Source organism: Halomonas nitroreducens (genome assembly GCF_003966155.1).
In the GTDB taxonomy this organism is placed as follows: Bacteria; Pseudomonadota; Gammaproteobacteria; order Pseudomonadales; family Halomonadaceae; genus Halomonas; species Halomonas nitroreducens.
This window is the reverse complement of the sequence record NZ_RXNS01000007.1, coordinates 123,119-147,745: the sequence shown is the minus strand read 5'-3', so window position 1 is coordinate 147,745 and position 24,627 is coordinate 123,119. Positions and strand designations below refer to the sequence as shown.

General features: G+C 68.8%; 22 protein-coding genes. 14 read left to right on the top strand and 8 right to left on the bottom strand.

Features of this window, described 5'->3' with window-relative positions:
• Positions 1–31 precede the first annotated feature (31 nt).
• Positions 32–751, top strand: a complete 720-nt coding sequence (locus EKG36_RS09150) for an anaerobic ribonucleoside-triphosphate reductase activating protein (RefSeq protein WP_126483295.1) — start codon at positions 32–34, stop codon at positions 749–751.
• Positions 752–922: 171 nt separating this feature from the next.
• Positions 923–1,201: a hypothetical protein gene (locus tag EKG36_RS09145; protein ID WP_126483293.1), complete on the top strand. Its 279-nt coding sequence runs from the start codon at positions 923–925 to the stop codon at positions 1,199–1,201.
• 88 nt (positions 1,202–1,289) lie between these two features.
• On the opposite strand, the gene EKG36_RS09140 is transcribed toward EKG36_RS09145, so the two are convergent.
• The 5 genes from EKG36_RS09140 to hemN all read right to left on the bottom strand — a co-directional run bounded on the left by EKG36_RS09140 (position 1,290) and on the right by hemN (position 7,600).
• Positions 1,290–2,030, bottom strand: a complete 741-nt coding sequence (locus tag EKG36_RS09140) for a ribonucleoside-diphosphate reductase (RefSeq protein ID WP_126483291.1) — start codon at positions 2,028–2,030, stop codon at positions 1,290–1,292.
• 174 nt (positions 2,031–2,204) lie between these two features.
• Entirely contained in the window at positions 2,205–4,316 is a 2,112-nt protein-coding gene (locus EKG36_RS09135) for an adenosylcobalamin-dependent ribonucleoside-diphosphate reductase (protein ID WP_126483289.1), read from the bottom strand.
• Positions 4,317–4,388: 72 nt separating this feature from the next.
• Positions 4,389–4,862: a ubiquinone anaerobic biosynthesis accessory factor UbiT gene (ubiT, locus tag EKG36_RS09130; protein ID WP_126483287.1), complete on the bottom strand. Its 474-nt coding sequence runs from the start codon at positions 4,860–4,862 to the stop codon at positions 4,389–4,391.
• A gap of 278 nt (positions 4,863–5,140) precedes the next feature.
• Positions 5,141–5,776 (bottom strand): hypothetical protein, encoded by a 636-nt coding sequence (locus EKG36_RS20465; RefSeq protein WP_185827522.1) that lies wholly within the window; start codon positions 5,774–5,776, stop codon positions 5,141–5,143.
• Positions 5,777–6,214: 438 nt separating this feature from the next.
• Entirely contained in the window at positions 6,215–7,600 is a 1,386-nt protein-coding gene (gene hemN, locus EKG36_RS09120) for an oxygen-independent coproporphyrinogen III oxidase (protein WP_126483284.1), read from the bottom strand.
• A 308-nt stretch (positions 7,601–7,908) separates the two neighbouring features.
• On the opposite strand from hemN, the gene EKG36_RS09115 reads away from it, so the two are divergent.
• The gene (locus tag EKG36_RS09115) at positions 7,909–8,370 is read left to right on the top strand and encodes an Rrf2 family transcriptional regulator (protein WP_126483282.1); all 462 of its coding nucleotides are present in this window, start codon (positions 7,909–7,911) and stop codon (positions 8,368–8,370) included.
• On the opposite strand, the gene EKG36_RS09110 is transcribed toward EKG36_RS09115, so the two are convergent.
• On the bottom strand, positions 8,361–9,839 hold the full coding sequence (locus EKG36_RS09110) for a sensor histidine kinase (RefSeq protein WP_126483280.1): 1,479 nt from the start codon (positions 9,837–9,839) through the stop codon (positions 8,361–8,363). The genes EKG36_RS09115 and EKG36_RS09110 overlap by 10 nt on opposite strands.
• Entirely contained in the window at positions 9,836–10,579 is a 744-nt protein-coding gene (locus EKG36_RS09105) for a response regulator transcription factor (RefSeq protein ID WP_126483278.1), read from the bottom strand. The genes EKG36_RS09110 and EKG36_RS09105 overlap by 4 nt, the downstream gene beginning before the upstream one ends.
• Positions 10,580–10,765: 186 nt before the next feature.
• Here EKG36_RS09105 and EKG36_RS09100 point away from each other — a divergent pair, with 186 nt between their 5' ends.
• The 11 genes from EKG36_RS09100 (at position 10,766) to EKG36_RS09050 (ending at position 21,640) form a co-directional block, all read left to right on the top strand.
• Positions 10,766–11,038 (top strand): hypothetical protein, encoded by a 273-nt coding sequence (locus tag EKG36_RS09100; protein WP_126483268.1) that lies wholly within the window; start codon positions 10,766–10,768, stop codon positions 11,036–11,038.
• An 86-nt stretch (positions 11,039–11,124) separates the two neighbouring features.
• Positions 11,125–11,982, top strand: coding sequence for a cytochrome b/b6 domain-containing protein (locus EKG36_RS09095; protein ID WP_126483266.1), 858 nt, complete (start codon positions 11,125–11,127; stop codon positions 11,980–11,982).
• Positions 11,966–12,736 (top strand): molybdopterin-binding protein, encoded by a 771-nt coding sequence (locus tag EKG36_RS09090; protein WP_126483264.1) that lies wholly within the window; start codon positions 11,966–11,968, stop codon positions 12,734–12,736. Before EKG36_RS09095 ends, EKG36_RS09090 begins: the two co-directional genes overlap by 17 nt.
• A 163-nt stretch (positions 12,737–12,899) precedes the next feature.
• Complete coding sequence (locus EKG36_RS20900) at positions 12,900–13,211, top strand: c-type cytochrome (RefSeq protein WP_281274422.1); 312 nt, start codon at positions 12,900–12,902, stop codon at positions 13,209–13,211.
• Between the two features lie 87 nt (positions 13,212–13,298).
• Positions 13,299–15,440, top strand: coding sequence for a transcriptional regulator NosR (gene nosR, locus EKG36_RS09080; RefSeq protein ID WP_126483260.1), 2,142 nt, complete (start codon positions 13,299–13,301; stop codon positions 15,438–15,440).
• Between the two features lie 3 nt (positions 15,441–15,443).
• Positions 15,444–17,324 (top strand): TAT-dependent nitrous-oxide reductase, encoded by a 1,881-nt coding sequence (nosZ, locus tag EKG36_RS09075; protein ID WP_126483258.1) that lies wholly within the window; start codon positions 15,444–15,446, stop codon positions 17,322–17,324.
• A 47-nt stretch (positions 17,325–17,371) separates the two neighbouring features.
• Positions 17,372–18,688, top strand: a complete 1,317-nt coding sequence (locus EKG36_RS09070) for a nitrous oxide reductase family maturation protein NosD (protein WP_126483256.1) — start codon at positions 17,372–17,374, stop codon at positions 18,686–18,688.
• The gene (locus EKG36_RS09065) at positions 18,685–19,620 is read left to right on the top strand and encodes an ABC transporter ATP-binding protein (RefSeq protein WP_126483254.1); all 936 of its coding nucleotides are present in this window, start codon (positions 18,685–18,687) and stop codon (positions 19,618–19,620) included. Before EKG36_RS09070 ends, EKG36_RS09065 begins: the two co-directional genes overlap by 4 nt.
• The gene (locus EKG36_RS09060) at positions 19,617–20,441 is read left to right on the top strand and encodes an ABC transporter permease (protein ID WP_126483252.1); all 825 of its coding nucleotides are present in this window, start codon (positions 19,617–19,619) and stop codon (positions 20,439–20,441) included. Before EKG36_RS09065 ends, EKG36_RS09060 begins: the two co-directional genes overlap by 4 nt.
• A 34-nt stretch (positions 20,442–20,475) precedes the next feature.
• A complete protein-coding gene (locus EKG36_RS09055; protein ID WP_342774438.1) occupies positions 20,476–21,027 on the top strand; it encodes a nitrous oxide reductase accessory protein NosL in 552 nt (183 codons plus the stop codon).
• Positions 21,028–21,088: 61 nt separating this feature from the next.
• Positions 21,089–21,640: a hypothetical protein gene (locus tag EKG36_RS09050; protein WP_246007474.1), complete on the top strand. Its 552-nt coding sequence runs from the start codon at positions 21,089–21,091 to the stop codon at positions 21,638–21,640.
• A 6-nt stretch (positions 21,641–21,646) separates the two neighbouring features.
• Here the strand turns inward: EKG36_RS09050 and EKG36_RS09045 are convergent, their stop codons facing one another.
• On the bottom strand, positions 21,647–24,496 hold the full coding sequence (locus tag EKG36_RS09045) for a bifunctional diguanylate cyclase/phosphodiesterase (RefSeq protein ID WP_126483248.1): 2,850 nt from the start codon (positions 24,494–24,496) through the stop codon (positions 21,647–21,649).
• Positions 24,497–24,627: the final 131 nt, after the last annotated feature.

Here is a 24,627-nt window from a genome sequence, read left to right as displayed (position 1 = left end):
CGGGGGCCAGGCCCCCGGCGCGGAGCCACCCATGCCCGATTCCGCCGAGCCTCGCCTGCCGATTGCCGGCCTCACCCGGCTGACCACGCTCGACTTCCCCGACCGCCTGGCCTGCGTGGTCTTCCTTCAGGGTTGCCCGCTGCGCTGCGGCTACTGCCACAACCCCCAGATGCTCGCCTCGCGACGCGGCGCTCGACGGGAGTGGGCGGAGGTGCGGGCCTTCCTCGAGGCGCGACGCGGTCTGCTGGAAGGAGTGGTATTCAGCGGCGGTGAACCCGCCATGCACCACGACCTGGCCGCCGCGGTTCGCCAGGCACGCGAGCTGGGCTTCGCCGTGGGGCTGCATACCGCCGGCGCCTACCCGGACAGACTCCACGCGATGCTACCCCAGCTGGACTGGGTGGGGCTGGACGTGAAGGGCGAGCCGGGGCGCGTCGACGCCATCATCGGGCGACCGGGCCTGGCCCCGCGCCTGGCCCGCAGCCTCGACGTCCTGCTCGAGGGCGGCGTCGCCTTCGAGTGTCGAACCACGGTGCACTGGCGGGATTTCGAGCTGGCCGACGTCGAACGCCTGGCGATCCGGCTGGCCGAACGGGGCGTGCGTCGCTATGCCTTGCAACTGGCCCGGCACGACCAGTGCCTGGACCCCGACTATCACCGACCGGTCCCCGGCGCCCCCACGGCGCCGGCCCTCGAGGCCCTGGCCCGCCGCCTCCGGCCCCACTTCACCCAGCTCACACTGCGTCATTGAACGCTCCGAGCAGCCGGCCCCGGACCGAGACCGAGACCGAAACCGAGACCGAGACCGGCCGTCAGGGAACTCCACGCTCTCACTCGCTGCCCACCGGGGGCGAGCCGTCACTCGAGCCCTCGGCGATGCAGCAGACGGCTCCCTCACACCCACGGCAGCAAGGAGCGATGCATGGAAATCGTCATCGAGAACATCAGCCTGGCCGACGAGGAGTTTCACCAGCTCATCAGCGGCGAGACCGGCGATGCGCTGCGCAAGACGGCCAAGAACTACCTGGGCAGCCAGGGCCTCACCGAGAAGGAGCTGGCCCGGCTCAAGGCGACCGGTGGCGCGGAGTATGATGAATTGCGCAAGAAGATGACCGAGCACGCGATCGAGGTCGTCAGCCTGCCCCCCACCGACTGGCATATCCGCCTCGATATTTCCTTCGACGGCGGCAAGAAGACCTAGATGTGAGCGGCCCTTGCCAAGGGGCCTGCCACGGCCTTGCCCCCGGGACCGCGAATGCAGCCTCGGGGGCAAGGCCACCGTCATCCGGCTAGCCGCACTTGGACCAGCCGCAACCCGCATAGCAGGTCGGGCAGCCATCCATCATGATCAGTTCGCCGTTGCACTCGGGACAGTGACCCACCACGGCGGGGCCACCCTGCTGCTCGTGGGCCTCGCGTTCGGCCCGGTCCAGTTCCTCGACGCTGGGCGGCTGCCAGCCGTGACCGCTGGCCAGCCGCTGGGCATAGCGGCTGACCAGCTCCTCCACCGGCACCTGATTGCCGTCCAGGTCGAGGAAGCCGCGGCGATAGAGGATCTGCTGGATTGACCAGGCGATGGCCGCGACCTCCGAGTCGTGAAACATCGGCTTGCCCCAGCGGTTCATGCCGCAGCGCACCAGGCCCTTGTCCCAGGCCACCTTGCGCAGGTCGGCCACCGCCTGGGTGACATAGCCGCCGCGGGCCGCCAGCGACAGGCTGCGCATGGTGGCAGTGATCCACTGGTGCTCGCTGGACAGCTGCCCGGAGGGGAAGAAGAACTCCACCGGCCGCTCGATAACCACCCGCTTGCCGTTCAGCACACCCTCAACGGGCATGAAGGAGACCAGCAGATAGACCTTCTTGCGCCCCTCGGCGCCGACATAGGAGATCTTCTCCGAGACGGCCTCCAGGGTCCCCTCGGGACGCGAGGGGATGCGCACCGTCAGCGGGTTCTCGTCGGCCAGCGGCGGCTCTTCCACCGCCTTCTTGACGCTGTAGGAAACGATTTTCGAGGTGATCTCGATGGCCATCAGCGGGCTCCTTGGAACTGTTGTGCATTGACGCCCGGGCGACGGCGATCCACGACCGACACGAGCGAAGGCGAGGCAAGGCGCCGGCAATCGAGGAAGCGGAGTTTACGAGCCGTCAATGAGCATTCCGAGCAGGGCGGCAACACCGCCTCGGCGAGCGCAGCAGGTCGTGGCTTACCACTTGCCATAGGTACCCTCCTTCAGCGCATCGTAGAGGTTCGCCGCCTTGTGCTCCTCGCCGTCGTAGATCACCGTCTCGTCGCCGGCCAGCTCGACGGTCTCGCCGTTCTCCAGCTCGAAGACGTAGGTGGTGTTCTTGAGGTCGTCCTCGCGCACCAGCACGCCCTGGAAGGCCTCGGGATTGAACCGGAAGGTGGTGCAGCCCTTGAGCTGGTTGTCGTAGGCGTCCAGGTAGAGGTCCTTGAAGTCCTCGAAGGGGAAGTCGGTGGGGACGTTTACCGTCTTGGAGATGGCCGAGTCGACCCAGGTCTGAGCCGCCGCCTGCACCGCCACATGCTGGCGAGGCGTCACCGCATCGGCAGTGACGAAGTACTCCGGCAGGGCGCTCTCCACCGCCTCGGGGGCGACGAAGTGGCGGTAGGCGGCCAGCTCGAAGGACACCACCTCGACCTGCTCCTTGGTCTTGCGCCCGGCCTGGATGACGTTGCGGAAGTAGCGGTGCGAGAAGGAGGGCTCGATGCCGTTGGAGGCATTGTTGCCCAGCGACAGCGAGATGGTGCCGGTGGGCGCGATGGAGCTGTGGTGGGTGAAGCGCGCGCCGTGCTCGGCGAGCTGTGCCACCAGCTCAGGCTCCACCTCGGCGACCTTCTGCATGTAGCGGCTGTAGCGGGCGTGCAGGATGCGGCCGGGCACCTTGTCGCCCACCTCGTAGCCGTCCTGCTTGAGCTCGGGGCGCTCGCGCATCATCCGCGGCGTGATCGCGTAGTCCTCGGCCAGCGCCGGTGCCAGGCCCTTCTCGCGGGAGAGCTCAAGCGCCTGCTTCCAGCCCTCCAGGGCCAGGTTGCGGCTCACTTCCTCGGTGAAGGCCAGCGACTCCGGCGAGCCATAGGGGATCTTGAGCATGGTCAGGGTGGAGCCCAGGCCCAGGAACCCCATGCCGTGGCGGCGCTTGGCCTCGATCTCGCGGCGCTGGCCCGGCAGCGGCAGGCCGCTGACCTCCACCACGTTGTCGAGCATACGGGTGAAGATCGCCACCACCTGGCGATAGCGCTCCCAGTCGAAGCGTGGTGCCTTGCCGAAGGGAGCGATGACGAAGCGGGTCAGGTTCACCGAGCCGAGCAGGCAGGCGCCCTCCGGTGGAAGCGGTTGCTCACCGCAAGGGTTGGTGGCGCGGATCTCCTCGCAGAACCAGTTGTTGTTCATGCGGTTGACCTGGTCGATCAGGATGAAGCCCGGCTCGGCGAAGTCGTAGGTCGACGTCATGATGGTGTCCCACAGCGCGCGGGCGCGGATCACCTCGACGATGCGACAGGCCACGCGCCCCTCCTTGTCGAGCGTGTAGCCCTCCTCGATCACCGGCCAGTCACGGTAGATCAGCTCATCCTCGCCGACGTCGTCCTTCTCACCCTCGTGGAGGGGGAAGGCCAGCGGCCAGTCGCTATCGTTCTTCACCGCTTCCATGAACTCGTCGGTGATCAGCAGGCTCAGGTTGAACTGCCGCAGGCGGCCCGCCTCGCGCTTGGCCTCGATAAAGCTCTTCACGTCGGGATGGCCGACGTCGAAGGTCCCCATCTGGGCGCCACGGCGTCCACCCGCCGAGGCCACCGTGAAACACATCTTGTCGTAGATATCCATGAACGCCAGGGGGCCGTTAGTGCCGGCCCCGGCACCGAACACGAAGGCGCCCTTGTGTCGCAGGGTGGAGAACTCGTAGCCGATCCCGCAGCCCGCCTTGAGGGTCATGCCGGCGTCCACCACCGAGTCGAGGATATCGTGCATGGAGTCGCGGATGGTGCGCGAGACAGTGCAGTTGATCAGGCTCACCGCCGGCTTGTAGGCCTCGGCGCCGGCATTGGACATGATCCGTCCGGCCGGGATGGCGCCGTTCTCCAGTGCCCAGCGGAACCTGGGCAGCCACTCCTCGGCCTTGTCGCCCTCCACCGCCGCCAGGGCCCGTGCCACGCGTTCCCAGGTGGCGTTGACGTCATTGTCGACGGGGTGGCCGTGACGGTCCTTGAGGCGATACTTGGCATCCCAGATGTCGCGGGAGGGCAACTGCAGGGGCACCTCATTGGAGGTCTTGACGGCCTTGGCGGATGTGCTCATGCGGGGGTCTCCAGAGCGGTGTCATCGTTTTCGGGGTAACGGAGTCGGTTATCGGTCGCCGCGGGCGTCGAGTCAGTGATCACGGGCCGCGAGGCGCTCCAGGCGAACCAACCACTCGCCGAGACGGCCTTGAGCCAGGCCCTCCTCACGACCGTCGAGCAGGTTCTTGACCATCAGGCCCAGCTCGGTGTCGCCCTCGAGGGACAGACGCCGCTGGAAGAACAGGCTATCCGGGTCCTCGCGGCGGGTGGCGAGGCACAGGAACTCGCGCCAGCCGCCGCGGATGGTCGCCTCACCTGGCTCGGCGGAGAGCACCAGCCGCCGCCCCGCCAGGCTCAAGGTGAGGGTCACGCCCAGATCGGCGATGACCAGGCTGACCCGCCGCCCCGCCAGGGCATCGAACTCCCCCTCCGCCAGGGGCTCGGCAAAGGTACGGTTGAGCAGGGGTTCGACGAGGGGCCGCTGCAGGGCGACGGGCATCCGGGGACCGACGGACCGCACCAGTCGGTGCGGCGCAGGTGGAAGGGGCAGCGAAGGGAATGGCATGGCAACTCTCCTGTGACGTCGGATCGCCCATCCTAGGCATCGTGGCACGTGGCTGCCGTGACTTGCATCAACCCAAGCCCGACTCAGCCGCCCAACGCCTGCCTACCATATATAGATCAACTCTCGCCGACACACACAGCATCTTGTCTCGATCACGGCGCGGCCCGCCTGCCGTCATCGGGCAACGCGCACGCTGCCGTGCCCCCGGAAACGAAGTGCGCCCGGCGAATTTGCCGGGCGCGTATCAAGGCGTGGAGTCAGGGGGCAGAGGTCGTGGCTCAACGATCCCCGCCGAAGCCGCCACCGAAGCCGCCACCGAAGCCGCCACCGCGGCCACCCAGGCCGCCGCCGCCGGTGCCGCTGCCGGTGCCACCGGCACCGCCCCCGCTACCGGGACTGCCGCCATTACCTCCCATGCCATCATTGTCGCCGCCGCCACCATCGCCGCCGGAGTCGCCGCCGCTGCCATCGCCCGAACCACCGGCACCGCCGCCGCCTCCAGCGCTGCCGCCATCGCCGCCACCGGAGCCGGAACCGCCGCCGGGGCCGCCACCATCACCACCGCCGGGGCCGCCACCATCACCACCGCCGCCGGGACCGCCACCGTCACCGCCGCCGGGGCCACCTCCGCCATCACCGCCGCCATCGGAGCCCCCGCCATCACCGCCACCGGGGCCACCTCCGGTATCCCCGTCGCCATCACTGCTGCCGGCGTCCTCCCCGCTATCGTCATCCGCGTCATCACCACTGCCGGGCCCCGCGCTGGGGGGCGCCAGGGCGACAAGGTTGAAGAAGGACACCGGCACGCTGTCGCAGCCCTCGAGCAAGCCGGCGCCACCACAGCCTCCGCCGCCCCCACCGGCCGCGGTCGGGGGCAGGTCGTCCAGGAGTTCGGCCAGCTCCTGGTCCGACATCCCTCCCTCCCCGCTGGTCTCCGGTGCCAGGGCATCATTCGCGACACCCGCCATCTCATCCTCTGTCAGGGCCGCCCCCATTCCGGTACCCGAGGCCGATTGAGCCAGAGCCCCGGACGCCGACACACATCCCACTGCGATCACCAAGGCAGCCAACCTGAAGCGTTTCATAGCCACCTCCTCCCTTGCTCCCATCCCGCTGATTGATCGAACGTACGCACACAAATAAACATTTTGTTACATACGCTCTCAGCATCGTTCCCGATGGCGAGGTTCACCATCAGAAGAACCCCTGAATATTCTCCTCTCAATGAGCAGGAGAAGATCAGCGCAGAGAAGCAGGAACCTGATACCGGAAAGGCATCAGGCGTGGTGGAGCGCGGAGGTCCTCATGGCGAGTCATGCGGCGCTCAGGGGCAGGCAAGTGGCGCGTCTTCCCTAGACGGTGCGCGAGTAGCGTCCCGTGCTATGGGCCAGGTAGGCATCGAAGGCCATGGCGACGTTACGCATCATCAGGCGCCCGGCGGGCAGCACCTCGATGGCCTGCTCGGAGATGGCGATCAGGCCGTCCGCCTGCATCTCGGCCAACGCGTCCAGGGCCTCGGCGAAATAGGTCCGAAAGACGATGCCGTGGGCCGCCTCGGTCGCGGCGACGTCGACCCGCCCGTGGCACATCAGGGCGTTGATCACGTCCCGGCGCAGCAGATCGTCGGCGTTCAGGCGGTAGCCGCGCATCACCGGCAGCCGACCCGCCTCGAGCCGCGCCTGGTACTGGGCGGTCTCCTTGACGTTCTGGCTGTAGCTATCGCCCACCTTGCCGATCGCGGTATTGCCCAGGCCGATCAGGTCGCAGTCGGCGTGGGTGGAGTAGCCCTGGAAGTTGCGCTGCAGAGTACCGTTCTTCCTGGCCAGGGAGAGCTCGTCCTCGGGCAGGGCGAAGTGATCCATGCCGATGTAGACATAGCCGGCCGCGGTGAGGCGACGAATGATCAGCTCCAGCAGCTCGAGCTTGCGCTCCGGCGGCGGCATGTCCTCGGGACGAATCAACCGCTGGGCCTTGAAGAGCTCCGGCAGGTGCGCATAGCTGTAGGTGGCGATGCGATCCGGGCGCAGGGCAATGATCTTGTCCAGGGTGGCATCGAAGCTCGCCACCGTCTGCAGCGGCAGACCGTAGATCAGGTCGACGCTCACCGACTGGAAACCGGCCTCACGGGCTGCGGCCACCAGTGAGACCACTTGGGCCTCACTCTGTACCCGGTTGACCGCTGCCTGGACGTCGGGATCGAAGTCCTGCACGCCGAAGCTCAGGCGATTGAACCCCAGCGCACGCAGTTCATGGATCTGCGTCGGGGTCACGGTGCGCGGATCCACCTCCAGGGAGAACTCCCGCGCCTCGGGCGCGGCGAAGTGGAAGGCCTCGTCGAGAGCCGTCATCAGCTCGCCGAGCTGGTCGTTGCTCAGGTACGTCGGGGTGCCACCGCCCAGGTGCAGCTGGGTCATGCGCCGCGACTCGTCGAACAGCGCCCCCTGCAGCGCGATCTCCCGCTTGAGCCAGGTCAGGTACTCCGCGGCCCGCTCACGGTTGTGGGTGATGATCTTGTTACAGGCGCAGTAGTAGCAAAGGCTCTCGCAGAAAGGGATGTGCACATACGCCGAGAGCCGCTTGGGCGCCGCCAGCCGGTTGCTGCGCTCGGCGGCAGTACGGTAGTCGTCCTCGGCGAAGGCCGCCTGGAACTGCGGCGCCGTGGGATAAGAGGTGTAGCGCGGTCCCGGCCGATCGTACTTCTCGACCAGGGAGCGGTTGAAGGGCAGCTTGTCGTGCATGGTCGTTCGATGCCTCGGGAAAGCCTGGGCGGCCGGATCACCGCCGGATGGGCGCCAGTATGCCACCGGCATCAACGGGCGTCGGTACCCTTCACGAGGTAGCTGACCCAGGTCAATTGGAGGTAGTTGGCCCTGCGGCGAGGGAGGCCGGCCGAATAAAAGCATCTATAATACCCCTTATAAGCAGCTCCTCGGTGGCGCGCCCTCGCATCCCGAGGGCGTTGACGCTGCCACGATGGTAAAATAGGCAGCCACCATTTCGACTCACTCGGCGGGCACGCCTCGCCGCCCGTCGACCAGGAAGCCACATGCACCTGACCCGTTACACCGACTACTCGCTGCGCGTGCTGATCTACCTCGCCGTCAAGGGCGAGCAGCGCTCGACCATCACCGAGATTGCCGATCGCTTTGCCATCTCCCGCAATCACCTCATGAAGGTGGTCCAGGACCTGAACCATCGCGGCTATATCACGGCCATCCGCGGCAAGCATGGCGGGCTGCTGCTGAAGCGGACGCCGGAGTCCATCACCCTGGGTGAGCTGGTGCGTGACACCGAGCGCGACCTCGGCCTGGTGGAATGCTTCGGTGACGACAACGAGTGCGTGATCACCCCGTCCTGCCGGCTCAAGCCGATCCTCGCCGAGGCCCTGGGTGCCTTCCTCACCGTGCTCGACCGCTACACCCTGGCCGACATGCTGGGTCCCCAGCGCAGCGGGCTGATCCGGCTGCTGCAGATCGAGGACGCCCCCCCGCCGGCCGCTCAGGCATAGGGCAACAGCAGACTGACTCGGGTGCCCACTCCCTGGCGGCTGTCGATGACCAGGACGGTGCCGTGCCGCTCGCAGATCTCACGCACGATGGACAGCCCCAGCCCCGAGCCCTCGCCCCGCGCCGGGCTGCCCCGAGTACGATAGAACCGCTGGGTCACCAGCGGCACCTCCTCGGCGGCGATACCGATACCGCTGTCTACCACCGCCAGCCTGACGCCTTCGGCCACCGCCTCGAGCTCGAGCCGCACCCGTCCCCCGGCAGGCGTCGCATGCAGGGCGTTTTCGACCAGGTTCGACAAGGCGCGATCGATCAGGCCGAGATCCGCCTCGACCCAGGGCAGCGAGGGTTCCCCGATCACTTCGAGGGCGATCCCCGACTGACGGGCCTGGTGCTGGAACTTGCCGACGATGTCATGGGCGAGCTCCGCCAGCGAGAACGGCTCGCACTGCAGCGGCCGGTCGTAGGCATCGAGTCGCGCCTGGGTCGACAGCTGCTGGGCCAGCCGCGTCAGACGATCGGCGTTGTCGAGGATCGCGCCCAGCGCCCGCCGCCGCTCCTCGGCTGACGCCTCCTCGCGCTCCAGCAGCTGCTCGACATAGCCGCGCAGCGAGGTCAGCGGGGTGCGGAAGTCATGAGACAGGTTGGCGACCAGCTCGCGGCGCTGGCGATCGGTCTCGCGCAGTGCCTCGAGCTGGGCCTCGATGGTACCCGCCATGTCGTTGAACGCGCCCGCCAGGCGGCCGATCTCGTCATCCCGAGGCACGGCGACGCGCTCGTCGTAGTCGCCCTCGGCAAAGCGCTGCACCGCCGTTGTCAGCTGCGAGAAGCGCCGCGTCAGCAGGGCGAACCAGACCAGGCCGAAGACCCCCGAGATGAGCAGCGCCAGCAAGCTGGCGGCGACCAGGGTGCGGGTGATCGAGCTGGTGCGCAGCATGGCGACCATCGAGGCGTGGCTGGCACTGTTGAGGTCGACGTAGAGGTAGCCGGGTCGCCGGGCCTCGCCATGGGTGATCCGCGCCACGGAGAAGATCCCGGGACGCCCGCCGCAGGGCGAGGCGGCCAGCACCGGCAGCATGGGCTCGCCGCCGAGCAGGGCCTCCAGGGCGTCGCGTTCCACCCGGCGCCCCAGGCCGCAGGCCGACTCGGTGAAGTCGGCGATCACCGTTCCCTCGGCGTCGAGCACGTACAGCGACAGGGAGGGATTGATCGAGGCGATGTGCCGGGCGATCTGCCGGGCAGCGTCGCTGTCGGCGCCGACCTGCAGTCCCGGGCGCATGACGCGGGCGAGGTTGTCGGCCAGATCGACCTCCTGACGCTGCTGGAGCTCGCGCCCCAGCTGGTCGAACTGGCTGATGGCGATCCAGGCGGCGGCCACCGACAGCAGCAGCAGGCTGGTCAGGTAGACCACGGCGATGCGCGCATAGAGGCTGCGCACAAGGCGACCGATGCGCCCCAGCAGGGCGCTCATGGCGGCTCATCCTCCGGCGTCGCGGCCGGGTCGACGAAGCGATAGCCCACGCCCCAGACGGTCTGGATGAAGCGCGGCCGGGCCGGGTCGACCTCGATCTTCTTGCGCAGGCGGTTGATGTGGGTGTTCACGGTATGGTCATAGCCGTCGAACTCCTCGCCCCAGACCTTGTCCAGCAGCTCGCCGCGGGTGAAGCCATGGCCGGGATGACGGGCGAACAGCGACAGCAGCGCGAATTCCTTGCCGGTAAGCTGCACCGGCTGACCATCGAGGGTGACGCGATGCTGATCGGCATCGATGACCAGCGAGCCGCAGACCAGCGGCGGGGTCTCGACGATGCCGTCCCCCCCCTCCGCCTGGCGCTGCCCCCGGCGCAGCAGGGCCTGAACCCGGGCCATCAGGATCGGCATGTGGAAGGGCTTGGTGACGTAGTCGTCGGCCCCGAGCTCGAGCCCCACCACCACGTCGCGGATCGCCGCCTTGGCGGTCACCATCAGCACCGGCGTGCGGCTGTCGCGCCGCCGCAACCGGCGACATACCTCCAGGCCGTCGATTCCCGGCAGCATCAGGTCGAGCATCACCAGGTCATAGGCACTGCCCGGCGCCGCGTTCTCCAGGGCTTCCAGGGCCGCCTCCCCGTCGGTGACCCAGTCACAGCCGTGGCCGGCCTCGGCGAGGCGCTCGCTAAGCAGCTTGCCGATCTCGGGATTGTCCTCGACGCAGAGGATCCGGTAAGGCATGGGGCGGGCTCCGAGGAAGGCTTCGGTCTCTACTCTAGAGCCACCCGGCCGAGGCTGCATCACGAAACCCTCACACCGGCCCCGGTTCGTGATGAATTCGTGATGAATCGCCCCGTGGGGCTGGCTAGCGTGACAGGTGCCGTCACGGCATGTCGCCGGCGGCCGGACCATCACCGGAGGTGCGAGATGTTCAAGCCGACCCATCCCAGGACCGCCCTGTTCGCCATTCTGCTCGGCGCCCTGCTGCTGCCGACCGCCGCCCTGGCGGACTCCCACGAGGACGCCATGCAGGAGGGCGGCAGCATGGAGCAGGACACCATGGCCGGCGAGGCCATGGGCGAGGAGGACGCCATGGCTGGAGACGCCATGAGCGGGGATGACGCCATGCAGCCGGAAGGCGACGACGAGATGATGATGGAGGACGAGGACTCGATGATGGAAGGCGACGGCGAGATGTGATGCTCGCCGCCCCGTGACCGGCCGGATCGCAGTCCGGTCGGTCATGCTTCCCCGCTTTGCCTCGCCTCTTCGGGAGGGCCTTTCCCATGCAACGCCTCGATGCCACACGCAACGCTCCCCGGCCGACGGTGATCAAGCGGCACTCGGCGTTCACCCGGCTGTGGCACTGGATCAACGCCATCTGCCTGGCGATCCTGCTGCTGAGCGGCCTGCAGATCTTCAATGCCCACCCTGCCCTGTACTGGGGCAAGGATTCCACCTTCGACGCCCCGGCGCTGTCGATCGGCGCCGAGCGCGCCGACGACGGTTCCCTGCGGGGCATCACCCGCATCGGCGACCTGCGCTTCGACACCACCGGCGTGCTGGGCGTCTCGGGCCCGCGCGCCGATCGCGAGCGTCGGGCCTTTCCCGCCTGGGCGACCCTGCCCGGTCCGCGCTGGCTGGCCATGGGCCGACAGTGGCACTTCCTCGCCGGCTGGATCTTCGCCCCCCTGCTCGCGGCCTATCTGGTCTATCTGGTGGCCAGCGGCCAGCTGCGGCGGCGCCTGCTGCCGCGACGCGACGAATGGCCGCGGCTCGGCCATGTCGTGGTCGAGCACCTGCGACTGCGCTTTCCGCGGGGCGAGGAAGCGCGCCACTACAACCTGCTGCAGAAGCTGGCCTACCTGGTGGTGCTGTTCGTCGTCGCCCCGCTGGTGGTGCTCACCGGACTGACCATGTCGCCGACCATGGATGCCGCCTGGCCCTGGCTACTGGATCTGTTCGGTGGCCGACAGAGCGCCCGCACCCTGCACTTCCTGGCCGCCGCCGCCCTGCTGGCCTTCTTCGTCGTCCATCTGCTGCTGGTGCTGATCTCCGGCGTCGGCAACAACCTGCGCTCGATGATCACCGGGCGCTATGCCCTGCCCCCGGAAAAGGAGACCCGCGATGACGCCTCCCAATGACCCCGGCCGCCGACGCTTCCTGACCCGCGGCCTGCTGGCCGGCGGCACCCTGATGCTGGCGGGCTGCGACCGGCTCTCGCGCAGCGATGCCATGCAGCAGCTGTTCGCCGCCAGCGAGGGCCTGACCCAGCGGGCCCATCGCCTGCTGGCCTCCCGGGAGACCCTGGCCCGGGAATACGCCCCCGACGACATCGCCCCGACCTTTCGCGCCAACGGGACGACCATGCCCCGGGAAATCGACTACCTGCGACTGGCCGCCAACGACTTCCGCGACTGGCGCCTGGAGGTCGACGGCCTGGTCGAGCGCCCCGGGGCCTTCTCCCTCGCCGAGCTCCGGGAGATGCCCGCGCGCACCCAGATCACGCGCCACGACTGCGTGGAAGGCTGGAGCTGCATCGGCGAGTGGAGCGGGGTGGTGCTCGGCGAGCTGCTGACCCGGGTGGGGGTGCGCGACGAGGCGCGCTTCGTGGTCTTCCACTGCGCCGATCGCTACCGGGGGGGCGACCGCTACTACGAGAGCCTGGATCTGCGCGAGGCCTACCATCCGCAGACCCTGCTGGCCTATGGCCTCAACGGCGACGACCTGCCCATCGCCAACGGCGCGCCCCTGCGCCTGCGCGCCGAACGCCAGCTGGGCTACAAGATGGCCAAGTACGTGATGCGCCTCGAACTGGTAGCGAGCTTCGCCCATCTCGGCCGTGGCCGGGGCGGCTATTGGGAGGATCGTGGCTACCGTTGGTGGGCGGGCATCTGAATCGACGGGACGCGATGCGACCGGATGTCTAGCCTGTAGATGACCCACATCAAGCCCCCGGCGTCGGGCCGCTGGCATGATGAGGTCATCCGCCTGGTACGGCGCCACCGTGACCGGGCTCGATTCGGCACAAAAAGATGCATTTAGGAGGTAAGTTATGAGGATGCTCGCTACCGTAGCACTCATCGGCTTCAGCGGCCTGGCCGTCGACGCCCTGGCCGCCGGCGACCCCGCCGCCGGCGAAGGCAAGGTCGCCGCCTGCGCCGCCTGTCACGGCACCGATGGCAAGGGCACCGCGCCCATCTACCCGAACCTCGCCGGCCAGTCCGCCACCTATCTGGAAAGCGCCCTCAAGGCCTATCGTGCCGGCGAACGCGGGGGCGGGATGTCGGCGATCATGGCGCCCCAGGCCCAGTCACTTTCGGACGAGGATATCGCCGACATCGCCGCCTACTACGCCAGCCTGACGCCCTGACCCTCGGGCCGGCGTGCCGGCCCTGCTTGCTACGCGGCGGCCCCTGCGTCAGCCGCCGCTCCTTACCGTATGACTCTGGACCCCCTCATGTCACCACGCCGGCCCCGTCTCTTCGTGCTGATCGGCAGATGCCTGCTCCTGTTGTGCCTCGCCCTGTCGCTGCCGTCCATGGCGCTGGAACTCGACCGGGTCAAGGCCGGCTTCCCCGACGCCGACCGCCTCGCCGAGACCGACGGCGAGCGCCCCGTGCAGGCGGTGATGGGCGGCGACTCGCTGCTCGGCTACGTCTTCGAGACCGTGGACGTGGCGCCGATTCCCGCCTATTCGGGCAAGCCGGTCAACCTGCTGGTCGGCATCGACCCGGCAGGCGAGCTGATCATGGCCGAGGTGCTCGAGCACTCCGAACCGATCATGCTGGTGGGCATCCCCGAGGAAAAGCTGCAGCAGTTCGCCGGTGCCCACACCGCCTACGCCGTTACCGACAATCCCAAGATCGGTGACCACCTGGATGCCATCTCCGGCGCCACGGTGACGGTCATCGTGGTCAACGACACCATCATGCGCGCGGCCCGCGAGGTCGCCGCCGGCCTCGGCATCATCGACGACCCCTCCGCCCAGCCGCCGGCCACCGTCAAGGACGAGGTGTTCCGCGAGGCCGACTGGCAGACGCTGACCGGAGACGGCACCCTCCGCCGCCTGCGCCTGACCCATGGCCAGGTCGATGACGCCTTCGTCGGCACCGCCGCCGAGGATTACCTGCGCACGCCCCAGCCCGCGGACAAGACCTTCATCGACCTCTACTACGGCTATCTGAACGCGCCCACCGCCGGCCGCAACCTGCTCGGCAAGGCCGGCTATGAGGCCTTGATGGAGGATCTCGCGCCGGGCGAGCACGCCATCGCGGTGATGGCCAGGGGCGATTACTCCTTCAAGGGCTCGGGCTATGTGCGCGGCGGCATCTTCGACCGCATCGAGCTGGTGCAGGACGGCCGCACCATCACCTTCCACGACCGGGACCATCAGCGGGTCGGCCGCGTCGCCCTCGACGGCATGCCGCGCATGACCGAGAAGGACATCTTCGTCATCCGCGACGACGCCCACTTCGACCCCGGGCGTCCCTGGCAGCTGAACCTGCTGGTGCGTCGCGCCTCGGGCCCCCTGGACACCGAGTTCACCCGCTTCCGCGCCGATTACGCCATCCCCGAGGCCTACGTCGAGCGCCCCGCACCGGTGGTCGAGCGCCCCATCTGGGTGCAGGTGTGGTACGACAAGGCCTTCCAGATCGCCGTGCTGGGCCTGGGCCTGGCGGTGCTCACCGGGGTCATGCTCTTTCAGGACGTGCTGGTGCGCTACCCACGCATCCTCGGGCCGCTGCGTCTGGGCTTTCTGGTCTACACCCTGGTGTTCATCGGCTGGTACGCCCTGGCCCAGCTGTCGGTGGTCAACATCCTGACCTTCACCCATGCGCTGATCACCGACTTCAGCTGGAGCTCCTTCCTGATCGACCCGATGATGTTCATCCTCTGGTCGTTCGTGGCGGTCAGCCTGCTGCTGTGGGGCCGCGGGGTGTTCTGCGGCTGGCTATGCCCCTTCGGTGCCCTGCAGGACCTGGTCAACAAGGCCGCCCGCCGGTTGGGCGTGAAGCAGCTCGAGGTGCCCTTCGGCCTGCACGAGCGGCTCTGGGCCATCAAGTACATCATCCTGCTGGCACTGTTCGCCGTGTCGCTGCACTCCCTGGGCACCGCCGAACGCTACGCCGAGGTCGAACCCTTCAAGACCGCCATCACCCTGCGCTTCCAGCGCGACTGGCCCTTCGTGCTCTATGCCCTCGGGCTGGTCGTGGTCTCGGCCTTCAACCACAAATTCTACTGCCGCTACGTCTGCCCGCTGGGCGCCGGCCTGGCGATTCCCTCCCGGCTGAGGCTCTTCGACTGGCTCAAGCGTCACCGCGGCAGCTGCGGCACCCCCTGCCAGATCTGCGCCAACGAGTGCGAGGTCGGCGCCATCCATCCCGACGGGCGCATCAACGCCAACGAGTGCCACTACTGCCTCGACTGCCAGGTCACCTACTGGGATGACCAGCGGTGTCCGCCGATGATCAAGCGCCGCAAGCGCTACGAGAAGGCGGCCAGGGTCTCTGGCCAGGCCACCACCGGGACCTTCGACCCCGCAGCCCGCGGTGCCGAGGGCACCACCCTGCAGCGTATTCCGATCCATCACGAGGAGTGAACCATGAGTGACGACAAGAAGCGGGAACTGAAGGACATCGGTCGCCGGCATTTCCTGCGCAACAGCGCGGTGACCGGCATCGCCGGTGCCGGCCTGGCGAGCGGTCTCGGCGCCGGGGCCATGATGCAGAGCCGGCAGGCCCGTGCCGCCGGCGAGAACGGCATCGAGGTCGCGCCGGGCGAGCTCGACGAGTACTACGGCTTCTGGAGCGGCGGCCACCAGGGCGAGGTCCGGGTGCTGGGCGTGCCCTCCATGCGCGAGCTGATGCGCATCCCGGTGTTCAACGTCGACAGTGCCTCCGGCTGGGGGATCACCAACGAGTCCCGGCGCGTCCTGGGCGATTCGGCACGCTTTCTCAACGGCGACGCCCACCACCCGCACATTTCCATGACCGACGGCCGCTACGACGGCAAGTACCTGTTCATCAACGACAAGGCCAACACCCGGGTGGCCCGGATCCGTCTCGACATCATGAAGACGGACAAGATCACCACCATCCCCAACGTCCAGGCCATCCACGGCCTGCGCCTGCAGAAGGTGCCGCACACCAAGTACGTGTTCGCCAACGCCGAGCTGCCGATTCCCCAGATCAACGACGGTCGTGATCTGGAGGCCCCCGACAACTACTACACCATGTTCAACGCCATCGACGCCGAGAGCATGGAGGTCGCCTGGCAGGTGATCGTCGACGGCAACCTGGACAACACCGACGCCGACTACACCGGCCGTTTCGTGGCCTCCACCTGCTACAACTCCGAGAAGGGCATGACGCTCGCCGACACCATGCGCGCCGAGCGCGACTGGGTGGTGGTGTTCGACGTCGAGGCCATCGAGGCCGCGGTCGCCGCCGGCCAGCACGAGACCCTGGGCGATTCCCCGGTGCCGGTGCTCGACGGGCGCAAGGGCTCCAAGCTGACCCGCTACATCCCGGTGCCCAAGAATCCCCACGGCCTCAACACCTCGCCGGACGGCCAGTACTTCATCGCCAACGGCAAGCTCTCGCCGACCGTCTCGATCATCGCCATCGACAAGCTGCCCGAGCTCTTCGATGACGCCATCGCCCCCCGCGACACCGTCGTCGGTGAGCCGGAACTGGGCCTGGGGCCGCTGCACACCACCTACGATGGCCGCGGCAACGCCTACACCACCCTGTTCATCGACAGCCAGGTGGCCAAGTGGAACATCGCCGACGCCATCCGCGCCTACAACGGCGAGGAGGTCAACTACATCCGCCAGAAGCTCGACGTTCACTACCAGCCCGGCCACAACCATGCCAGCCTCACCGAGTCACGGGATGCCGACGGCAAGTGGCTGGTGGTACTCTCCAAGTTCTCCAAGGACCGCTTCCTGCCGGTGGGGCCGCTGCACCCCGAGAACGACCAGCTGATCGACATCTCCGGCGAGCAGATGAAGCTGGTGCATGACGGCCCGACCTATGCCGAGCCCCACGACTGCATCCTGCTGCGGGCCGACCAGCTCAGCCCGAGCCGGGTTTGGACCCGCGACGACCCCTTCTTCGCCGAGACCCGGGCCATGGCCGAGGCCGACGGCATCACCCTGGAGCGCGACAACAAGGTCGTCCGCGACGGCAACAAGGTGCGGGTCTACATGACCTCCATCGCGCCCCAGTACGGCCTGACCGAGTTCAAGGTGAAGCAGGGCGACGAGGTCACGGTGGTGATCACCAACCTCGACCAGGTCGAGGACCTGACCCACGGCTTCTGCCTGGTCAATCATGGCGTCTCCATGGAGATCAGTCCGCAGCAGACCGCCAGCGTGACCTTCACCGCTGACAAGCCCGGCGTGCACTGGTACTACTGCAACTGGTTCTGCCATGCCATGCACATGGAGATGACCGGCCGCATGCTGGTCGAGAAGGCCTGAGCCAAGCCGGGGCCGGGCCTGCCCGGCCCCGCGTCACGGGAGCCGTAATGACACGACGTTTTCCCCGAGCCGCCGTGGCCCTGGTGCTGACGGCGGCCGGCCTGCTGGGCGGCACGCCGACGGTCCTGGCGACCACCTGGACGGCGAGTCCCGGCGAGCCCCTGCAGCCGCTGGTCGAGCGTGCCGCCGAGGGCGACACCCTGCAACTGCCTGAGGGCCGCTACCCCGGCCCGCTGGTGATCGACCGTACCCTGTCGCTCGAGGGCCAGGGCGAGGCGGTCATCGATGGCGGAGGCGAGGGCGATGCGGTGACCCTGGCCGCCCCGAGGATCGTGCTCTCCGGGCTCACCATCGAGCACTGGGGCCGCGACCTGACGGCCATGGATACCGGCATCCTGGTCCGCGAGGCGGCCACGGGGAGCCGCATCCAGGACAACCGCCTGAGGGGAGCCGGCTTCGGCATCCGCCTCGATGCGGTGCACGACGTCGAGGTGATCGACAACCGCATCCGCGGCGATGCCGGGCTGCGCTCGCAGGACCGCGGCAACGGCATCCACCTTTTCAATGTCGCGGACGCACGGGTGGAAGGCAACGACATCCGCGGCGTCCGCGACGGCATCTATATCGATACCAGCCGGGACAGCCTGCTGCGCGATAATCGCATGGAGGACCTGCGCTACGGCGTCCACTACATGTACGCCCACGACAACCGCCTGGAGGGCAACCTGACCCGCCATACCCGCACCGGCTATGCGCTGATGCAGTCCAAGCGGCTGACGGTCATCGGCAACCGCTCCGACGGCGACCGCAACTACGGCATCCTGATGAACAACATCACCGACAGTCTGCTGCGCGACAACCGGGTCAGCGGCATCCGCCAGCCCCGGGGCGAGGACGGCACCCTGCTGGTCCAGGGGGGCGAGGGCAAGGCGCTGTTCGTCTACAACGCCCAGTTCAACCGCTTCGAGGGCAACCGCTTCGCCGACAGCGATATCGGGATCCACCTCACCGCGGGCTCGGAGGACAACACGGTGGTGGGCAATGCCTTTGTCGCCAACCGCCAGCAGGTCATGTACGTGGCCACCCGCGACCAGGAGTGGTCGGAGCAGGGGCACGGTAACTACTGGAGCGACTACCTGGGCTGGGACCTGGCCGGCGACGGCATCGGCGACACGCCCTACGAGCCCAACGACGCCATGGACCGCCTGCTGTGGCGATATCCCGTGGCCCGGCTGCTGATGCACAGCCCCGCGGTACTGGCGCTGCGCTGGGTGCAGCGCCAGTTCCCGGTATTCCGCCCCCAGGGGGTCAAGGACAGCGCGCCGCTGATGGCCTCCCCCCTCTCTCCGGAGACCGACGCATGACTGCGCTTATCGAACTTCGCGACGTGAGCCTGCGCCAGGCCGGCCTGACCCGCCTCGACGGCCTCGACCTCCGGGTGGAGGAAGGCGAGGTGCTGGCCCTGCTCGGCCACAACGGCGCCGGCAAGACCACCACCATGAAGCTGATTCTCGGGCTGCTCACCCCGAGCGGGGGACATCTCGAGGTGCTCGGCGGCCGTCCCGATGGCCGCCACGCCGAGGCTCTGCGCCGCCACCTGGGCTACCTGCCCGAGAATGTCAGCTTCTACGAGCAGCTCAGCGGGCGCGAAGTGCTGCGCTTCTTCGCGCGGCTCAAGCGGGTCGCGGCAGGCCAGGTGAACGAGCTGCTCGAACGGGTGGGCCTCGCACAGGCCGCCGAACGCCGGGTGAAGACCTACTCCAAGGGCATGCGCCAGCGTCTCGGCCTGGCCCAGGCGCTGCTCGGCGCTCCCCGCCTGCTGCTGCTCGACGAGCCCACCACCGGCCTCGACCCCGCCGCCACCCGCGACTTCTATGACACGGTCCGCGAGCTGAGCGAACGGGGCTGCACCGTGCTGCTGTCGTCCCATGTGCTGCCCGGCGTGGAACCCTATATCGACCGCGCCCTGATCCTCGGTGGCGGTCAGCGTCTGGCCCTGGGCAGCCTGGAAGCGCTGCGCGACGAGGCGGCCCTGCCGCTGACCATTCGCGCCCGGGGCCGACTGGCGGACCAGGACTGGCAGGCCCACTGGGACGATGCGCGGATCGTCGCCTCGCCCCTCAACGGCCACGAGGTCTCCCTGTCGGTGCCCCCCGAGACCAAGCTCGCGGTGCTCAGGCGGCTGACCGCCACCCCCGGGGTGGAGGATATCGAACTGCAACCGCCCAGCCTGGAGACGCTCTACGCCCATTTCTCCCGGCTTGGCGCCCGGGAACGACCAGGAGATGCCCCATGAACGCCATCCTGACGCTGGCCGGCAAGGAGTTCCGTGACGGCCTGCGCAATCGCTGGGTGCTGGCCATTGCCCTGATGCTGGCCGCGCTGGCCGTGGGCATCGCCTGGTTCGGCGCCGCCGCCAGTGGCGGCCTGGGCTTCGCCTCCCTCGCCACCACCCTGGTCAGCCTGGCGACCCTGGCGGTGTTCCTGATTCCGCTGATCGCCCTGCTGCTGGCCTACGATGCCGTGGTCGGCGAGCAGGAAGCCGGCACCCTGCTGCTGCTGCTCACCTACCCGCTGAGCCGCACCCAGCTGCTGCTAGGCAAGTTCCTGGGCCACGGCCTGATCCTCGCCGCGGCCACGGTGCTCGGCTTCAGCGTCGCCGGGGCGGTGATCGCGCTGGGGGCCGAGGGGGTGGCGCTGGCCGAGCTGGCCTCGGGCATGGGCCTGCTGATCGGCAGCAGCGTGCTGCTGGGGTGGGTGTTCATCGCCTTCGCCTACCTGATCAGTGCCGGCGCCACCGAGAAGGCCCGCGCGGCGGGCCTGGCACTGGGCGTCTGGTTCCTGTTCGTGCTGGTCTTCGACCTGGGGCTGCTGGCGTTGCTGGTGAGCGTGAAACAGGGCGGCGACTGGCTGCCCTGGCTGCTGCTGCTCAATCCCACCGAGTGCTTCCGACTGATCAACCTGACCGGGATCGAGGCCGCCCGCGAGTACACCGGCCTCGCGGGCATCGCCCAGGGCGGCGCCTTCCGGCCTGCCGTGGTAACCACCATCCTGGTGGCCTGGATCCTGGTGCCGCTGGGCCTGGCCGTGCTGCGCTTCCATCGCCGCCAGGCCTGACCCCGAGGACACCGCCATCCGCCGCCTGCTTCCCGTGCTGTTACTCGTGCTGTCCCTCGCCGGCTGCACCGACGCGTCGACGACCGCCGCCCAAGCCGCACCCCAGCCCATCACGGCCGGCGACAGCTGTCACGTCTGCGGGATGCTGATCACTGAGCATCCCGGGCCCAAGGGCCAGGCCTTCCTGGACGGCGCGGACGCGCCGCGCAAGTTCTGCTCCACCCTGGAACTGTTCGTGTTTCTCGCGCAGCCGGAAACCGCCAGCCGGCTCTCCCATGCCTATGTGCACGATATCGGCGTGACGACCTGGGGAACGCCGGCGGACGAGGCCTTCATCCGCGCCGACGAGGCCTGGTACGTGGTCGGCCATGACCGCCGCGGCTCCATGGGGCATACCCTGGCCTCCTTCGCCGACCGCGACGACGCCGAGGCGTTTCGTCGCGAGCACGGCGGCCGGACCCTCGCCTACGCGGACATCGACCTGGACCTGCTGGGGCGGCTCGGCCGGGGCGAGGTGTCCCACGGCGCCGGCGCCCCCAACCACGCCGGCATGGCGCAGCATGATGGCAGCGACGACTCTCGCTGAGGGTCCCGGGCCCCCACCACGGTATGCTAGCCTCCCGGCTCCAGCCATCCCGGGAACCACCATGTTACCGACTGTCCTCCGCCGCCTGCTGCCGGGCCTGCTGGCCCTGGCCGTCGCCATCCCAGCCCAGGCCGGCCGCTACAACATCGATGCCGTCGAGCGTCACGAGGCCTGGCACTCGCTGCGCCTGACGCTGGGCGAGGAGCGTCACGCCCGCGCCGTGGAGCAGCACAGCTACAGCGACACCGTGTTCAGCGTCAATGCCAGCCCCGGGGCCTGCGACCGGCCGTGGCTGGAGATGCGCGTGGAGCTCGGCGAGGTCCAGGCCGAGAGTGCCACGGTGAACCGGGTGCCGGCGGACCTGCTGGTCGACGAAGGCCGCGTGCATGCCGGCCAGGCCGCCTTCATCACCGAGCGTGGCAACAGCGGCTTCTATGTGCGCTTCACGCTGCCCGACACCGCGGCCGCGCTGGCGGACATGCGCAGCGGGGAGGTCCTGCGCCTGCGCATCCACCGCGCCGAGCAGGACTACTGGTTCCTGGTCTTCCGCCTCGAGGGGGCCCGCGCGGCGCTTGACCGCATGCACCGCCTGTGCCGGGCCGCCGCCGGCTGAGGTGGCTCAGGCCGGCGCGATGGCGAGCCAGCGGCGAGCGAAGGCGTCGGCGGGCAGCGCGCGGTCGAACAGGAAGCCCTGGCCCCGGCGGCAGCCCAGTGCCAGCAGGGCCTCGGCCTGGGCCCGGGATTCCACGCCCTCGGCCACGGTGCCAAGGCCGAGGCTCTCGGCCATGGCGATGATGGTGGTGACGATGGCATGGTCGTTGTCGTCGCGCAGCATGTCACGCACGAAGGACATGTCGATCTTCACCGTATCCACGGCGAAGCGCTTGAGGTAGGCCAGCGACGAGTAGCCGGTGCCGAAATCATCGATCGACAGGGCGAAGCCGTCGCAGCGCAGCGCGCGGGTGATCGCCACCGCCTGCTCCGGGTCGGCCATGAAGCCGCTCTCGGTCAGCTCGAGGCCGATGACGGCGGGCGTCAGTCCCGCCGTGCGGACGATGTCGCCGAGGCGCTCGGCGAGGCGCTCGTCCTCCAGCTGCTGGGCGGCCACGTTGATGTTCAACCGGCCCGGAAAGGGACGGCCGCCGGCGCGCCGCCACGCGGCCAGCTGGGCACAGGCCGTCGCCAGGACCCACTGCCCCAGGCGGGCGATCATGCCGCGCTCCTCGGCGACGGGAATGAACTCCGCCGGGCTGACCCAGCCCAGCACCGGGTCGTGCCAGCGGCACAGCACCTCGGCGCCGAGCAGTTCACCGCTCGCCAGGTCGACGCTGGGCTGGTAGTGCAGCGACAGGCCCCCGGCGTCCAGGGCCGCCGCCAGGCGGCTGGCCAGGCTCAGCCGCCGGGCCATGGCCCGGCCCATCTCGGCATCGAAGAAGCGATAGCCGACGCCGCCCTGCTTGGCGCGATACATGGCGATATCGGTGTGCTTGAGCAGCTCCCGGGGGCCATCAGCATGCTCGGGATAGAAGGCCACACCGATGCTCACTTCCAGGGCGAAGCGCTGCTCGTCGATCGCCACCGGCGTCGACAGGGCCTGCGTGAGGGCCTCGACCATCGCCAGGGTACGCGCGTGATCGCTGTCCTCGATCATCACCACGAATTCGTCCCCGCCCAGCCTGGCCAGGCTGGCGCCCTCCACCAGGCAGTCCCGGAAGCGCCGTGCCACCTCGACCAGGACCCGGTCGCCGACGTCATGCCCCTGGCTGTCATTGATCTCCTTGAAGCGATTGAGGTCCAGGAACAGCAGCGCCAGGCTCCCCCCCTCCCGCGGGGTCCGGGCGATGGCCTGGTCCAGGCGCTCCATGAAGCAGGCGCGATTGGGCAGCCCGGTGCCGCTGTCGTAATAGGCGAGATGGCGGATGTGAGCCTCGGAGCGGTTGCGCTCCAGCTCGGCGGCGGCCCCGGCGGCGAAGATGCGCAGCAGGTGGCTGACCATCGCCGAGTCGACCAGGGGGTGGCGATAGAGCAAAAACGCCGTGCCCAGCGGCCATCCGCCGGCATCATCCAGGCGCCGGCCCACATAGGCCCGGGCCCCGAGCGCATCCACCAGGGCGAGGCCCGGAAAGGTCTCGCCGAGGCCATCCTCGATGACCACTTCCTGGCGTTTGCAGGCCAGCTCGCAGGGCTTGCCGGCCAGGTCGTAGCGAAAGGCCGGTACCGGCTCGCCGTCGACCAGGCCGGCCAGGGTCACGGCGGCCTGGGGCTGCCCCTCCTCGAGCCGGGAAATGAAACCGGCATCGGCCCCCAGGGCATCGACCATGCGGCGCGTCAGCTGAACGAAGAAGTCCTGGTCGCTGCGTGCGGTCAGTGCCTCGGCGATATCCAGCACCACCCTCTGGGTCCGCTCCTGTTCGAGGCGGACCCGCAGGGCCTGGAGACCAAAGGACAGGTTGTCGGCCAGCTCCGCAAGCAGGCCCCGTTCCTCGTCGCCCACCGCTCCCACCGAGGCCTTGAGCAGCATCAGGGCACCGAAGGTCTCGGCCCCGTCGCGCAGTGGCAGGGCGATCTCGCCACGGTAGCCCCGCCGGCGGGTCTGCGCGCCCCATTTGGCATAGGCGGGGTCCATCTGGAGGTCAGCGAGGACCACCGGCTCGCCACTGCGGATGCAGCGTCCGGGCGGCGCCTGGCCGTCCGGCGAGGCCGCGTCCCAGCTGAACCATACCTCGTCGAGGTAGCCCTCCTCGTGGCCGGCGAAGGCCTGGGGCACGACCCGGCACTGCTCGTCGTGGAGGGCATAGCCCACCCAGGCCAGCCGATAGCCTCCCTCGCGGCAGGCCAGTCGACAGATCTCCTCGAGCAGCGACGACTCCTGCTCGGCGCGGATCACCGCCCGGTTGACCAGGCGCAGCAGGGTCAGGGCGCGATGGGTGCCCGACAGGCGACGGCTGGTAGAGGTGAGTTCGCGAGTGGTGCGCGACAGTGCCCGCGCGGCCTCCTGTCTGGCCAGTTCGGCGCCGGCCCGGGAAGCGGCGATGCGCAGGATCTCGAGGGTCAGCCCGGTATTCGCCTGGGGGCGGTCGTAGAGGGCGGCCACCAGGCCCAGCAGCACCCGGTTCGGGGCGAACATCGGCACGCCGAGGTAGGCCTCCGCGCCCAGTGCCTGGAGCTCGCGGTCGTCGGGAAAGCGCTGGCAGACCCCCGTGGGGAACTGGCACGGCAGGTGATGCAGCGTGCCCTCGCAGGGCGTGCCAGCCAGATCGTACTCGAAATCCGGCATCCAGCCGCCCCGCGACCAGGCCGCGAGAGTGGTGGCCCGCCGGCCATCCGGCAGCACCCGGGCCACGATAACGTGATCCGCGGCCAGCAGTTCCGCCAGTTGCTTGGCCAGATGGGGAAAGAAGTCGCGCTGTCCCGCTTGCGACAGGCTGTCCGCCAGTCGCTGGAAGGCATCCTGCGCATCGGTCGACATGGTCAACGCATCATCATCCTGATGGTTTCACGAGTGGGCACGGGCGGTCCTCCCGGCCCGGCTTCCGGGACAGCGTAGGCCGCGCCCCCTTGGAGCGCCAAGCCCGCCCTCGCGTCGCGCCGGGAAAGGCG

Excerpts from the sequence above, each read along its gene's own strand:
- EKG36_RS09095 (WP_126483266.1), top strand. The coding sequence starts at position 11,125 with ATGCAACGCCTCGATGCCACACGCAACGCTCCCCGGCCGACGGTGATC.
- EKG36_RS09135 (WP_126483289.1), bottom strand. The coding sequence starts at position 4,316 with ATGAGCACATCCGCCAAGGCCGTCAAGACCTCCAATGAGGTGCCCCTG.
- EKG36_RS09050 (WP_246007474.1), top strand. The coding sequence starts at position 21,089 with ATGTTACCGACTGTCCTCCGCCGCCTGCTGCCGGGCCTGCTGGCCCTG.
- nosZ (WP_126483258.1), top strand. The coding sequence starts at position 15,444 with ATGAGTGACGACAAGAAGCGGGAACTGAAGGACATCGGTCGCCGGCAT.
- EKG36_RS09150 (WP_126483295.1), top strand. The coding sequence starts at position 32 with ATGCCCGATTCCGCCGAGCCTCGCCTGCCGATTGCCGGCCTCACCCGG.
- EKG36_RS09145 (WP_126483293.1), top strand. The coding sequence starts at position 923 with ATGGAAATCGTCATCGAGAACATCAGCCTGGCCGACGAGGAGTTTCAC.
- EKG36_RS09140 (WP_126483291.1), bottom strand. The coding sequence starts at position 2,030 with ATGGCCATCGAGATCACCTCGAAAATCGTTTCCTACAGCGTCAAGAAG.
- EKG36_RS09060 (WP_126483252.1), top strand. The coding sequence starts at position 19,617 with ATGAACGCCATCCTGACGCTGGCCGGCAAGGAGTTCCGTGACGGCCTG.
- EKG36_RS09065 (WP_126483254.1), top strand. The coding sequence starts at position 18,685 with ATGACTGCGCTTATCGAACTTCGCGACGTGAGCCTGCGCCAGGCCGGC.
- EKG36_RS09110 (WP_126483280.1), bottom strand. The coding sequence starts at position 9,839 with ATGAGCGCCCTGCTGGGGCGCATCGGTCGCCTTGTGCGCAGCCTCTAT.
- EKG36_RS20900 (WP_281274422.1), top strand. The coding sequence starts at position 12,900 with ATGCTCGCTACCGTAGCACTCATCGGCTTCAGCGGCCTGGCCGTCGAC.
- hemN (WP_126483284.1), bottom strand. The coding sequence starts at position 7,600 with ATGCACGACAAGCTGCCCTTCAACCGCTCCCTGGTCGAGAAGTACGAT.
- ubiT (WP_126483287.1), bottom strand. The coding sequence starts at position 4,862 with ATGCCATTCCCTTCGCTGCCCCTTCCACCTGCGCCGCACCGACTGGTG.
- EKG36_RS09115 (WP_126483282.1), top strand. The coding sequence starts at position 7,909 with ATGCACCTGACCCGTTACACCGACTACTCGCTGCGCGTGCTGATCTAC.
- EKG36_RS09070 (WP_126483256.1), top strand. The coding sequence starts at position 17,372 with ATGACACGACGTTTTCCCCGAGCCGCCGTGGCCCTGGTGCTGACGGCG.
- EKG36_RS09100 (WP_126483268.1), top strand. The coding sequence starts at position 10,766 with ATGTTCAAGCCGACCCATCCCAGGACCGCCCTGTTCGCCATTCTGCTC.
- EKG36_RS09105 (WP_126483278.1), bottom strand. The coding sequence starts at position 10,579 with ATGCCTTACCGGATCCTCTGCGTCGAGGACAATCCCGAGATCGGCAAG.
- EKG36_RS09090 (WP_126483264.1), top strand. The coding sequence starts at position 11,966 with ATGACGCCTCCCAATGACCCCGGCCGCCGACGCTTCCTGACCCGCGGC.
- EKG36_RS20465 (WP_185827522.1), bottom strand. The coding sequence starts at position 5,776 with ATGTCGGACCAGGAGCTGGCCGAACTCCTGGACGACCTGCCCCCGACC.
- EKG36_RS09045 (WP_126483248.1), bottom strand. The coding sequence starts at position 24,496 with ATGTCGACCGATGCGCAGGATGCCTTCCAGCGACTGGCGGACAGCCTG.
- nosR (WP_126483260.1), top strand. The coding sequence starts at position 13,299 with ATGTCACCACGCCGGCCCCGTCTCTTCGTGCTGATCGGCAGATGCCTG.